Below are 12,976 nucleotides of genomic sequence, written 5' to 3'. Positions count from 1 at the left end.
GCATATAGAGCTAGGAGAAATCATGTCTACACAGATGCAAGTAAAAATCTCAAATGAACAAGCTGATGCACAATGGGGTAACAAAGCGATTATCTCATTTAATGAAAATGGTGCACAAATTCATACTGATGGAACACACAAGTTAGGTGTTATTCAAAAGGCGGCTCGAAAACTCGATGGAAACGGTATTAAGTCTATTCAATTAGTTGGAGAAGGTTGGGGTTTAGAAGAAGTTTGGGCATTCCATCAAGGTTTTCGCTCACCTAAAAACCAAGAAACTATTGAGTGGCCACCATTAGAAGATGCAGCGCAACAAGAGCTAAACGCAAGAATAAAAACGACCAATTGGGTTCGTAATATCATCAATAAACCAGCAGAAGAAGTGGCCCCACGGCAACTTGCTTCTATGGCGGGTGAATTTATTAAATCTCTTTCTCCAGAGCACGTTACGTACCGTATTGTTAAAGATAAAGACTTATTAACAGAAGGTTGGACGGGTATCTTTGCGGTAGGTCGAGGTTCAGAACGAACATCTGCCATGCTTCAGTTAGACTATAACCCGACTGGCGATGAAAACGCTCCTGTATTTGCTTGTTTAGTCGGTAAAGGGATCACGTTTGACTCTGGCGGTTATAGTTTGAAGCCTTCTAATTTCATGACATCAATGAAAGCAGATATGGGAGGAGCTGGCACAATTACAGGTGGATTTGGTTTAGCCATTCTTCGAGGCTTAAATAAGCGTGTAAAGCTGATTTTATGCTGTGCAGAAAACATGGTGTCGGGTCGAGCCTTGAAACTTGGTGATATTATTACCTATAAAAATGGTAAAACTGTTGAGATCATGAATACAGACGCTGAAGGGCGTTTGGTACTAGCGGATGGACTTATTTACGCTAGTGAACAAGAACCAGAGCTGATTATAGACTGCGCAACTCTGACTGGAGCAGCTAAAAATGCACTAGGTAATGATTTTCACGCATTACTATCTTTTGATGACGAGCTATCTCATAAAGCATTAACTAGCGCAAATGAAGAGAAAGAAGGTCTATGGCCGTTACCGTTAGCTGACTTCCATAGAGATATGTTACCGTCAAGCTTTGCTGATTTGTCCAATATCAGTAGCGGTGATTACTCACCAGGAGCAAGCACAGCGGCTGCATTCCTATCTTATTTTGTGAAAGAGCACAAAAAAGGGTGGTTACACTTTGACTGTGCGGCGACTTATCGTAAAACTGCTAGTGATAAATGGTCTGCAGGAGCAACAGGTATGGGTGTACGTACGTTAGCGCGCATATTAACCGACCAGTCAAAGTAAAAAATAGAAAGAAAAATTAGAATAATAATGTGGCTTATACCTCAACAGTGAGTCTAAATAGATGGGTATAAAGCCACGAGTAAAGTCAGTTAGTAAATTAGTATCAAGCTGCCGATTTCGTGATTGGAATATAAGCAGATAATAATAAATTAAAGGAAAAGATATGGCCCTAGAAAGAACATTCTCAATTGTTAAGCCAGACGCAGTGAAGCGAAACCTTATCGGCGAAATCTACAACCGTATTGAAAAAGCCGGCTTAAGTGTTGTTGCAGCAAAAATGCTTCACTTGACGGAGGAACAAGCAAGTGGCTTTTATGCCGAACATGAAGGCAAAGAGTTCTTCCTTGCTCTAAAAGAGTTTATGACATCCGGTCCAGTAATGGTTCAGGTGCTAGAAGGGGAAAATGCTATTCAGCGTTATCGTGAACTAATGGGAACAACAAATCCTGAAACGGCCGCATGTGGAACTATTCGTAGTGACTATGCATTGAGCATGAGATTTAATTCTGTACACGGATCCGATAGCCCTGCTTCCGCAGATCGTGAAATAGAGTTTTTCTTTCCGGCATCTGAAATCTGCCCTAGGGTAGAATAACATTTGAAAAGACCAAATCGTCAAGAGCGTTTTCCCATTTCTGGAACCTAATAAAATAGAGCTAGGTTTTGGTAAGTGAAAACGCTCAAGATTCTATATCTTACGTAATCAAACTCTTACCTAGCATGCTCCTTTCACCCCTTGTTGTAGCTGATTAAACGCTGTACAATTCGCGCCCTTATTTATATTTAACCTGATAGCATCAATGGTGTGTTCAGGCTATTTGGTATTTTTAAAAATTAACTGTCGTCGAGAGGTCACATGACTACTGCAAAAGTCAATTTAATGGATTTTGATCGCAAAGGACTTCGCCAATATTTTGTTGATGAATTGGGTGAAAAAGCTTTCCGAGCAGAGCAAGTGATGAAATGGATCTATCATTTTGGTATCGATGATTTCGAACAAATGAGCAACATCAATAAAAAGCTACGTGAAAAACTAATGCGCGTAGCGGAAATTAGAGCTCCTTACGTTTCCGATGCGCAGCATTCATCTGATGGAACGATTAAATGGGCGATGCGTGTTGGCGATCAAGACGTTGAAACGGTTTATATCCCAGAAGAAGATCGTGCAACTTTATGTGTTTCGTCACAAGTAGGTTGTGCACTTGAATGTAAGTTTTGTTCTACTGCACAACAAGGTTTCAATCGTAATCTAAAAGTATCCGAAATTATTGGCCAAGTATGGCGGGCAGCTAAAGAAGTTGGCTTATTAAAAGATACAGGCCGTCGCCCAATTACCAACGTGGTAATGATGGGAATGGGTGAGCCGCTTTTGAACATGAAAAACTTAATACCAGCATTAGAAATTATGCTTGATGATTTAGGATTTGGCTTGTCTAAACGCCGTGTAACGGTTTCGACTTCTGGTGTGGTTTCTGGTTTGGATCAGATGACGGGTGTTATCGATGTCGCGCTAGCGGTTTCTTTACATGCCCCGACAGATGAACTTCGTAGTCAAATTATGCCAATTAACGATCGCTGGAATATTGAAGATTTACTCGCATCTATTCATCGTTATGTTGATTCATCAAATGCGAATCGCGGTAAGGTTACCATCGAATATGTTTTGTTGGATCATGTAAATGATGACATGCAGCATGCAAGGCAACTCGCAGAAGTAATGAAAGGTACGCCTTGTAAGATCAATTTGATTCCATTTAACCCTTATCCTGGTTCACCATATAAAAAACCAAGTAACTCCCGTATCGATCGTTTCCAAAAAACGTTAATGGAATATGAGCATACTGTAACTGTGCGTAAAACCCGTGGTGATGATATAGATGCAGCATGCGGGCAGTTAGTTGGTGATGTGATAGACAGAACAAAACGAACAAAACAAAACCAGCTTGGGGAACCAATTCCGGTAAAATCAATCTGATAAGATTGTAACTATTGAATTGGGTGTGACCTAACTGCTTATTTAGGGCTTCGATTCAATGGTTGAATGGGTTGTAACAACTTTTCTTGCGTGCATAGTGATGGGTTGTGTTACAGTTACTGAGCAAGAAAACGGTAGTAAAAATAATAACGTTGCAGCCGCAGATGCAAGAATAGAGCTAGGTTTAGGCTATCTTGATGCGGGAAATAGGCTTAAAGCAAGGGAAAACCTTGAGTTAGCTATAAAATATGCACCAAAATACTATCGAACATTGAATTCAATAGCTTATTATTATCAGTTAGTTGGCGAGAACAATCTTGCCGAACAAACGTATAAAAAAGCAATGAGGGAGTCTCCAAAGAACAGCGAAGTGCTTAATAATTACGGTGCATTCTTATGTCGACTTGGTCAATATGAAAAAGCCGACGATTTTTTTACCCGTGCTATCGAGCAACCAAATAACTATCAGGTTATTGATAGTTTAGAAAATGCAGCAATATGCTCACTAAAAAGTGGCAACAGAGCAGAAGCAGAGCATTATTTCACGCGCTCTTTGGAATACGATCCAGAACGTTATTTTTCACTGATTCAATTGTCGAAATTGAACTCAGAAAATGGAAATTATAATGATGCAAGGATCAGACTCATTAAGTTTCACGATAGATTTGGATATCAACCAAGTAGTTTACGCTTGCTGATTAAATTGGAAGAAAAAGCAGGTAATAAAGAGTTAGCAAATAAATACGCTAAAATACTTGCGGCAAGATATCCGAATTCTACAATAAATTAGAAATACGAAGCAGATGACTACTGAAATAGAAACAATTGTTACAGAAGAAGTGGTAGAGACGACGGCAGCAGTGCAAGCTGGCGACATGCTCCGTGCTAAACGTGAAGAGCTAGGGATTTCTCAAGAAGAGATAGCTGACCGTTTAAGATTGAGACTTTCTATCATCCAAAGTATTGATGAAAATAATTACGACTTTGATCAAGTAGCTACGTTTACACGTGGCTATTTGCGTTCTTATGCTAAAGCTGTATCTCTGGATGAAAAAATGGTGCTTGCCTCTTTAGATGGCTTTAAAGAAGCGCAACACTCTGAACAGAAAATGCAGAGTTTTTCTCGTAAAACGAAAAGAGAAAAGCATGATCGCCGTATCATGAAGTTAACCTGGGTAATTGGTCTTGTCATTGTTGGGATATCTTCTGTTTGGTGGTATCAAAACCAGCAAGATACATTAACGCAAGTGAGCGATGTTGAGATGGCTTCACCCGTTATCGAAGTTGAGCCAGTTCAATCAAATGAACCCGCTTCTCCTGACCGCTCTCAATTTGAGCAACCAGCAGTTGAAGTCATTCCTGAGATGATAGAAGAAAACCAGTCAGAGCTTGTAGAACCGACACCAGAAGTAACGTCAAATAGTGAACCTCAACAAGCTATCCCTGAAGTAGAAACAGAAATTGTTATTACGGAAGACACATCAGAGCCACTTGAACAAAACAGCCACGAGTTAACCATGTCGTTCTCGGCTGACTGTTGGGTACAAGTGAAAGATGACACAGGCAAAACATTTGCTACTGGTGTTAAAAAAGCAGGTAGTTCGCTTAAGTTTAATGGAAAAGCGCCCTACAAAATTATTTTAGGTGCGCCTGAAGGCGTATCGATGACATTTGCGAATGAACCGGTCGACCTTTCTGGGTATAATACCGGCAAAGTAGCAAGATTCACCTTACCTTAGAAGTTAATATGCAACACAAATCCCCTATTAAACGTCGCCCATCGACAAGAATATACGTGGGTGATGTACCTATTGGTGACGGTGCACCTATTGCCGTGCAATCAATGACAAATACACGTACTACCGATGTAGACGCAACCGTTGCCCAAATCCGAGCTTTAGAAAAAGTTGGTGCAGACATCGTTAGAGTTTCTGTTCCTACGATGGATTCGGCAGAAGCGTTTAAACTCATTAAACAGCAAGTGAGAGTGCCTCTGATTGCTGATATCCATTTTGACTACCGTATTGCGCTAAAAGTGGCGGAATATGGCGTTGATTGTCTGCGTATTAATCCAGGAAATATCGGTAAAGAAGACCGTATTCGTTCTGTAGTTGATTGTGCTCGAGACAAGAACATACCAATTCGAATTGGTGTTAATGGTGGCTCTTTAGAAAGGGATATTCAAGAGAAGTATGGTGAACCAACACCCGCTGCGCTCGTTGAATCCGCCATGCGTCATGTTGATATACTCGATAGACTCAATTTCGACCAATTCAAAGTAAGTGTAAAAGCTTCTGACGTTTTTTTAGCGGTAGACTCTTATCGTCTACTAGCAAAAAAAATAGATCAGCCTCTACATTTAGGTATTACTGAAGCCGGTGGCGCTAGGGCTGGTTCTGTTAAGTCAGCAGTAGGACTTGGATTACTTTTATCAGAAGGTATTGGAGATACTCTAAGGATTTCTCTAGCAGCGGATCCTATAGAAGAGATTAAAGTCGGTTTTGATATTCTTAAATCACTACGCATTCGCTCAAGAGGTATTAATTTTATTGCATGCCCGACATGTTCTCGTCAAGAGTTTGATGTTATAGCGACAGTTAATGCATTAGAACAGAGATTAGAAGATATCATCACACCAATGGATGTGTCTCTTATCGGTTGTGTGGTTAACGGACCAGGAGAGGCCGAAGTATCCCATTTAGGGCTCGCTGGTGGTGCAAGAAAGAGTGCTTTTTACGAAGATGGCAAACGTACCAAAGAGCGCCTTGATAACAATGATCTTCTCGACAATTTAGAAGCAAAAATTCGTGCTAAAGCATCGGTTTTAGACGCTAAACAACGAATTGAAGTAAACCAAATTGAAAGTAATTAATCTCAACGAATTACGGTAAAAGACAGTGGCAAAAACAATTCAAGCAATTCGAGGCATGAACGACTGCCTTCCAACTGACTCACCACTTTGGCAAAAAGTGGAAGGGACAGTAAAACAAGTGATTGGTGCTTATGGGTATAGCGAAGTACGCATGCCTATCGTTGAACAAACGCACTTATTCAGCCGTGCAATTGGTGAAGTAACCGATGTGGTTGAAAAGGAAATGTATACCTTTGAAGACCGTAACGGAGATAGTTTAACTCTTCGTCCTGAAGGCACGGCTGGCTGTGTTCGTGCAGGGATAGAAAACGGTCTTCTATATAATCAAGAACAACGTCTTTGGTATATGGGACCAATGTTTAGGCATGAGCGACCACAAAAAGGGCGCTATCGTCAGTTTCATCAGGTTGGTGTTGAAGTATTTGGTTTAAACGGCCCAGATGTTGATGCCGAGTTGATTATGATGACGGCACGTTTATGGCGTGAACTAGGTATCGCGGAACATGTGCGTCTAGAGCTTAATTCAATTGGTTCTTTAGAAGCGCGAGCTAATTACCGAGATGCCTTGGTTACCTATTTAGAGCAATATGAAGATGTTCTAGATGATGATTGTAAACGTCGAATGTATACCAACCCTTTACGTGTATTGGACAGCAAAAATCCGGATGTGCAAGCTATTCTAGGTGATGCGCCAAAGCTTTCTTCATTTTTAGATGAAGAGTCAGTACAACATTTCTCGGGCTTATGTGAACTTCTCGATTCCGCTGGAATCGAATATCAAGTTAATGAACGTTTAGTACGTGGTTTAGATTATTACAATCGGACTGTATTTGAATGGATTACAGAAAGCCTAGGGGCTCAAGGTACTGTTTGTGGCGGTGGTCGTTACGATGGACTGGTTGAGCAATTAGGCGGAAAAGCAACCCCAGCAGTTGGTTTTGCCATGGGCTTAGAGCGTTTAGTCTTATTACTTGATACTCTGGGTTTAACTGATGTACGCCGTAATGTTGATGTCTACTTAGTGACCGCTGGTGAAGGCACTATGATGGCTGGTATGAAATTAGCCGAGCATCTACGTGAAACCTCTCCGAGTTTACGAATTATGACCCATTTTGGTGGTGGTAATTTTAAGAAGCAGTTTAAGCGCGCAGACAAAGTCGGTGCAGCTGTAGCTCTTGTGCTAGGTGAAAATGAAGTCGCTGAAAATACCGTTGTGGTAAAAGACCTCAAAGGTGGCGAACAAAAAACGGTTGCTCAAACAGACATCGTAGCTCAACTAATAGAATTGGTTTAAGAGGATTTAAAGTGGAATTGTACGATAGCGAAGAAGATCAAGTTCTGGCCATAAAAGATTGGTGGAGAGAGAACGGTAAAGCGGTTATTTTGGGTGGAGTTATCGGTTTAGGTGGCTTATTTGGTTGGCGCTTTTACCAAGACTCAGTGATCGAAGCAAAAGAAGCTGCATCTGATGGCTATTCTCAAGTTATTGAGAAACTTGCTACTCAAGGTGTTGCTGCTTCTTCTCAGGTCGAAAGTTTTATAGAGTCGAATAAAGGCACGGAATACTCTGTATTAGCAGCACTTCAGCTTGCTAAATCTCAGGTTGATGCTGGTGAGCTAGATGAGGCTTTAGCACAATTAGAGTGGGCGAAAGCAAACACGCAAGATACTGCTATAGGACCAATTGCTAGTTTCCGTATTGCTCGAATTCAAGCACAGAATGAACAATTTGATGAAGCTCTATCTACACTTAACGCATTGGATTCTAAAGCTTGGACAGGCAGAGTAGCTGAACTAAAAGGTGATATCTTACTTCGCAAAGGCGATAAAGATGCAGCATATAGCGCATATACTGAAGCTCAACAAGCGGATGATGCTAGCCAAGATATTCAATTTAAGTTGGATGACCTTGCCAAGTAAGGGCTGAAGCAATGAAGAAAACACTCAGTCGAATCTTATTAGGTACCGCTATTGTTGTTGGACTAACAGCATGTTCTAGTGAAGAAGATACCGTTGTAATGGCACCGGTTCCTCAAGTTGCTAGCCAGTTCACGCCGAACAGCAGCTGGTCTGCAAATATAGGTGATGGCGTTGGTCAGTATTTTTCAAAATTACAACCTGTTTTTGCTTACGATAAAATTTTTGTAGCAGGTCGTGATGGCGAAGTTAAGGCGCTGGATCCTGAAAACGGTAAGACTATTTGGAAAAATGATCTAGAGAAAGACACTCTTGCTCGTTTGTCTGGTGGTATAACCGCGTCTTACGGAAAGTTGTTTATTGGTTCGGAAAATGGCGAAGTTATCGCGCTTGATAGTGAAACAGGTGAAGAACTGTGGCGTCAACAAGTCATTGGTGAAGTATTGTCTAAGCCAGCGACTGAAAATAACCTTGTTATTGTTCATACTAGTCGCGGTATTTTAGAAGCTCTTGATTCCGAAACGGGTACGCAAGAGTGGACGATAAGTACAGAGGTACCAAACCTAACATTAAGAGGGGATAGCTCTCCATCGACTGTTTCGGGTGGCGTTTTTTGGGGCACGGCAAATGGTCGATTAGCCGCAGCAATTGTTGCCCGTGGTCAACTTATTTGGCAGCAACCTATTGGTATACCAAAAGGAGCGACAGAAATAGATAGATTGGTTGACGTCGATTCTTCTCCCGTTATTTTGGGTGGGATGCTTTATACCGTTGGTTATAACGGCCAACTCGTCGCGATTGATTTGCGTTCAGGTGCACCTGCATGGAAGCGCAATTACTCTTCCTCTTTGGATATGGCAACTGATGGTTCTGACCTATTCTTAGTGACCGACAATGATCATATTGCGGCAGTAGATGTGCGGAGCGGGACTGAGATATGGACGAATAAGTTGTTAGAAAACCGATTACTTACTGCACCTGTATTAATAAATGGTTACTTAGTATTGGGTGATGCAGAAGGTTATCTCCACTGGTTGGATAAAGACACAGGAGAATTTGTGGCTCAGCAGTTGGTTGATAGCAGTGGTTTTGCCGTTGGTCCAATAGAGGTCAATGATGAATATTTAATCACGACACGTGACGGTAGTATCCGTAAGTTAAAGGTCGACTAGATCTTAACTCAAATAATGAAAGTGTGATAGAATTCACGTTCGGCTCCTGACTTTGCGGTCAGGAGCCGTTTTGTTGCAGTAAATAATTCTTGTTGAATTGAGTAGTTATAGGTAAGTCTTCAAAAACTTACCTATAACTACATAATAAAATGTTTTTTGTAGAGGTTGTTATGATTCCTGTTGTTGCTCTAGTTGGGCGTCCAAACGTAGGTAAGTCTACGCTATTTAATCGATTAACACGTACGCGTGATGCACTTGTTGCAGACTTCCCTGGACTGACTCGTGACCGAAAATACGGTCAGGCAAAACTTGGAGAACACGAATTTATTGTTATCGATACCGGCGGTATTGACGGCACCGAAGAAGGCGTCGAAACCAAAATGGCTGAGCAATCACTTGCCGCTATCGATGAAGCGGATGTTGTGTTGTTCATGGTAGATGGTCGTGCAGGTTTAACCGTATCAGATGAAGCGATAGCACAACATTTACGTAAGATAGAAAAGCCTGCCATGCTTGTAGTCAATAAAGTAGACGGTGTTGATGCAGATGCAGCGAGTGCTGAGTTCTGGCAACTAGGTATGGAAAATATGTACCAAATAGCGGCTTCTCACGGTCGTGGTGTAACAGGGCTGATTGATCGTGCTTTGAATCCATTCGCAGAAGCTCTTATCGAGAAGGAAAAAGGTGAAATCGAAGATTTGACCGATCTTGTTGATGGAGATGAAGAGAAGCTAGAGTATACAGAGGAAGAAGCAGAAGCTGAGTTTAAGCGTCTTCAAGACCAACCAATTAAATTGGCGATTATCGGTCGTCCAAATGTGGGTAAATCAACTCTTACAAACCGCATTTTAGGAGAAGAGCGTGTTGTTGTCTATGACATGCCCGGAACTACGCGTGACTCAATCTACATCCCGATGCAGCGTGATGAGCGCGAGTACGTATTGATTGATACCGCTGGTGTTCGTCGTCGTAAGCGCATAAATGAAACGGTAGAAAAATTTTCTGTGGTGAAAACGCTTAAAGCGGTAGAAGATGCTAACGTTGTTTTGTTAATAATCGATGCCCGTGAAAACATTTCAGATCAAGATTTAAGCCTACTTGGTTTTGCGCTAAATGCAGGTCGTTCCATTGTTATCGCCGTTAATAAGTGGGACGGTTTAGATACCGATGTTAAAGAGCACGTGAAAAAAGAGCTCGATCGCCGTTTAGGTTTTGTCGACTTTGCTCGTATTCATTTTATTTCTGCATTACATGGTACAGGCGTAGGCCATCTGTTTGAATCAGTACAAGAAGCTTATAAGTCTGCAACGACTCGTGTTGGTACTTCGGTTCTTACCCGAGTAATGAAGATGGCAACAGATGATCACCAACCACCACTTGTTCGTGGACGACGTGTTAAGCTTAAGTACGCCCATGCTGGTGGTTATAACCCTCCGATTGTTGTAATCCATGGTAACCAAGTTAAGGAGCTACCTGACTCCTATAAGCGTTATCTGATGAATTACTATCGTCGTTCTCTAGAAATTATGGGTACACCAATTCGCATCCAATTCCAAAACAGCGAAAACCCATTTGAAGGAAAGAGTAACAAGATGACATTGTCTCAAGAGCGTAAAAGAAATCGCGTAGTGGGAATGATGAAAAACAGAAGAAAATAAATAGAAAGGCGCTTTAAATGCGCCTTTTTTTATGGAAGCATGAAAATATTCCTGTTTTACGGTAAGTTACTGTGAAGTGAATTTCGAATTTTAAGTTTTTCCGATCAATTTTCAAAAACTCTGCGATCTATGGTTTGGCACTAGCCTTTAAAGAATAATTATCTATATGGAATCCAAAAACAGCACATGTAACTTATGCTTTCGGGTTGTGTGTATATTTATGTTCTTAATAGGGTAGATCGCTGATCAAAATTGATAAAGCAGACGATCTGGTAAAGATCTTTGATCGCGATAAGTTATTGCTTATCGGCTTTGTTACGGTAACTTAGACATATTTTAATTTCTTGAGGTGAGACAATGTCAGCAGAAAATACATGCCCTAAATGCAATAAAGAATTGATGTGGGACGCAGGATCATACCGTTGTGATGATTGCGATGCTAGTTATAGCAAAGTAGCATTTTGTCCCAAGTGCGATGCAGAATTAGAAAAATTACAAGCTTGTGGTTCAGTGAGCTATTTTTGCAATAGCTGTAACGAGATGAAATCTAAGTCCGCTGTTCGCGTTGAATTTCAGATCAAAGGTTAACTATTCTGATTCAGTTTGATACGACTTAGACTAATTAACGGTGGAAGATATTTCACCGTCAACGAATTGGGTGATCATTTGATCACCCTTTGTCAATTTAGAAGCGTGAGAGATTACTTTTCCCGATTGATCTTTAGAGATGGAATAACCACGTTTCAATGTCGCCAATGGGCTAACCGCATCTAGTTTTTCGGCATGAAGGGCGAGGTTATGTTTGGATATCATCATATTTCTATTGATAGCGTCTATTAGTTTTTGTTCAGCTTGAATTAAAGAATGCTTTTGTTGATTAAGTTTTCTATCTGGTGAATTAAGATGTAATTGATGGCTAAGTCCCTGAATTTTACTTTGTCCTGAACGTGTTTGTTTCTCAATTGCTCGAAGCAAACGAGATTCCAAGTCATCTAATCTCTGGCTCTGCTGTTCTAAACGATAGTTTGGATGCTGTTTTTCTAATCTATGGTTAGTTTGTTGCAATAGATAAAGTTGTTGAGATAGCGAGGCCTTAATGGCACTTTGTAAACGATTAACCCGAGATAATAGAGCTTGTTCTTTATGGCTTTGATCTCGGCTGACTAACTCTGCAGCGGCTGAGGGGGTAGGCGCTCGAACGTCAGCCACAAAATCCGCGATAGTTACGTCAACTTCATGCCCTACGGCGCTAATAATAGGGATATTGCTTGCAGCAATTGTTCTGGCGACCACTTCGTGATTAAAACACCAGAGATCTTCTAATGAGCCACCACCGCGACCAACGATTAAAACATCACACTCATTGCGAGAGTTTGCTCTTCCAATAGCTTGCGCAATTTCAAACGTTGCCGCGTCTCCTTGAACCGTTGTTGGGTATACAATGACCGGTAGGTTAGGGTCTCTACGTTTCAGTACATCTAAAATATCGTAAAGTGCTGCACCTGTTTTAGAGGTAATGATACCGACGCATTTGGGGTTCTCTGGTAGTGTCTTTTTTAAAGACTGAGCAAAAAGCCCTTCTGCTGCCAATTGCATTTTGAGTTTGTCAAATTCTTGCTGAAGCTTCCCATCACCTTCTGGCTGCATACTCTCAATAATAAGTTGATAATCCCCACGTGGCTCATATAACGACAAGCGAGCTTTAACCAATACTTGATTACCGTTTTCAGGCTTGAATGTAACTCGACGATTGTTGCCACGAAACATCGCGCATTTAACTTGCGCGCGAGAATCTTTTAAAGACAGATACCAGTGGCCTGAAACAGGTGCAGAAAAATTCGAAACTTCACCTACTAGCCAAACTATGCCCATCTCGCTTTCTAGCAGTAGACGCACTTCTGCATTAAGACGGGAAACGGTGAATATGTTTTGGTTGGTTTGCAAAGACAAGGGAATACCACGGAACGTGAGTATGGAAATTAGCGGCAATATAATACATAGCAAGGGGTGAATTGCAAATAAAAAGTAAAAAAATGAGTGGCTAAACGATTGCGTCGTGCGTATAAT

At 41.2% G+C, this 12,976-nt stretch carries 12 protein-coding genes; 11 read left to right on the top strand and 1 reads right to left on the bottom strand.

Going from position 1 to position 12,976, the window contains the following annotated elements; genetic code table 11:
• Positions 1-22 precede the first annotated feature (22 nt).
• The 11 genes from pepB (at position 23) to PGX00_RS14170 (ending at position 11,497) form a co-directional block, all read left to right on the top strand.
• Entirely contained in the window at positions 23-1,315 is a 1,293-nt protein-coding gene (gene pepB, locus PGX00_RS14220) for an aminopeptidase PepB (RefSeq protein WP_272137541.1), read from the top strand.
• A 163-nt stretch (positions 1,316-1,478) separates the two neighbouring features.
• Positions 1,479-1,910 carry a nucleoside-diphosphate kinase gene (gene ndk, locus PGX00_RS14215; RefSeq protein ID WP_272137540.1) on the top strand — a complete coding sequence of 144 codons (432 nt, stop codon included), beginning with the start codon at positions 1,479-1,481 and terminating at the stop codon, positions 1,908-1,910.
• 261 nt (positions 1,911-2,171) lie between these two features.
• On the top strand, positions 2,172-3,290 hold the full coding sequence (locus PGX00_RS14210) for a bifunctional tRNA (adenosine(37)-C2)-methyltransferase TrmG/ribosomal RNA large subunit methyltransferase RlmN (RefSeq protein ID WP_272137539.1): 1,119 nt from the start codon (positions 2,172-2,174) through the stop codon (positions 3,288-3,290).
• A 58-nt stretch (positions 3,291-3,348) separates the two neighbouring features.
• Entirely contained in the window at positions 3,349-4,080 is a 732-nt protein-coding gene (gene pilW, locus PGX00_RS14205) for a type IV pilus biogenesis/stability protein PilW (RefSeq protein WP_272137538.1), read from the top strand.
• Positions 4,081-4,093: 13 nt separating this feature from the next.
• Positions 4,094-5,029, top strand: a complete 936-nt coding sequence (gene rodZ / locus PGX00_RS14200) for a cytoskeleton protein RodZ (protein ID WP_272137537.1) — start codon at positions 4,094-4,096, stop codon at positions 5,027-5,029.
• A gap of 8 nt (positions 5,030-5,037) precedes the next feature.
• Positions 5,038-6,162 (top strand): flavodoxin-dependent (E)-4-hydroxy-3-methylbut-2-enyl-diphosphate synthase, encoded by a 1,125-nt coding sequence (ispG, locus tag PGX00_RS14195; RefSeq protein ID WP_272137536.1) that lies wholly within the window; start codon positions 5,038-5,040, stop codon positions 6,160-6,162.
• Between the two features lie 25 nt (positions 6,163-6,187).
• On the top strand, positions 6,188-7,456 hold the full coding sequence (gene hisS, locus PGX00_RS14190) for a histidine--tRNA ligase (RefSeq protein WP_272137535.1): 1,269 nt from the start codon (positions 6,188-6,190) through the stop codon (positions 7,454-7,456).
• Positions 7,457-7,467: 11 nt separating this feature from the next.
• On the top strand, positions 7,468-8,082 hold the full coding sequence (locus tag PGX00_RS14185) for a YfgM family protein (RefSeq protein WP_272137534.1): 615 nt from the start codon (positions 7,468-7,470) through the stop codon (positions 8,080-8,082).
• A gap of 11 nt (positions 8,083-8,093) precedes the next feature.
• Positions 8,094-9,251: an outer membrane protein assembly factor BamB gene (gene bamB / locus PGX00_RS14180; RefSeq protein ID WP_272137533.1), complete on the top strand. Its 1,158-nt coding sequence runs from the start codon at positions 8,094-8,096 to the stop codon at positions 9,249-9,251.
• Positions 9,252-9,421: 170 nt separating this feature from the next.
• Entirely contained in the window at positions 9,422-10,909 is a 1,488-nt protein-coding gene (gene der / locus PGX00_RS14175) for a ribosome biogenesis GTPase Der (protein WP_272137532.1), read from the top strand.
• A 357-nt stretch (positions 10,910-11,266) separates the two neighbouring features.
• Positions 11,267-11,497 (top strand): zinc ribbon domain-containing protein, encoded by a 231-nt coding sequence (locus PGX00_RS14170; RefSeq protein ID WP_272137531.1) that lies wholly within the window; start codon positions 11,267-11,269, stop codon positions 11,495-11,497.
• Positions 11,498-11,527: 30 nt separating this feature from the next.
• Here PGX00_RS14170 and xseA read toward each other — a convergent pair whose 3' ends face one another.
• Positions 11,528-12,859 (bottom strand): exodeoxyribonuclease VII large subunit, encoded by a 1,332-nt coding sequence (xseA, locus tag PGX00_RS14165; RefSeq protein ID WP_272137530.1) that lies wholly within the window; start codon positions 12,857-12,859, stop codon positions 11,528-11,530.
• Positions 12,860-12,976: the final 117 nt, after the last annotated feature.

This window comes from Vibrio algarum (genome assembly GCF_028204155.1).
In the GTDB taxonomy this organism is placed as follows: Bacteria; Pseudomonadota; Gammaproteobacteria; order Enterobacterales; family Vibrionaceae; genus Vibrio; species Vibrio algarum.
Note: the sequence above shows the minus strand (reverse complement) of the source record. Positions and strands in the feature narration are given on the sequence as shown.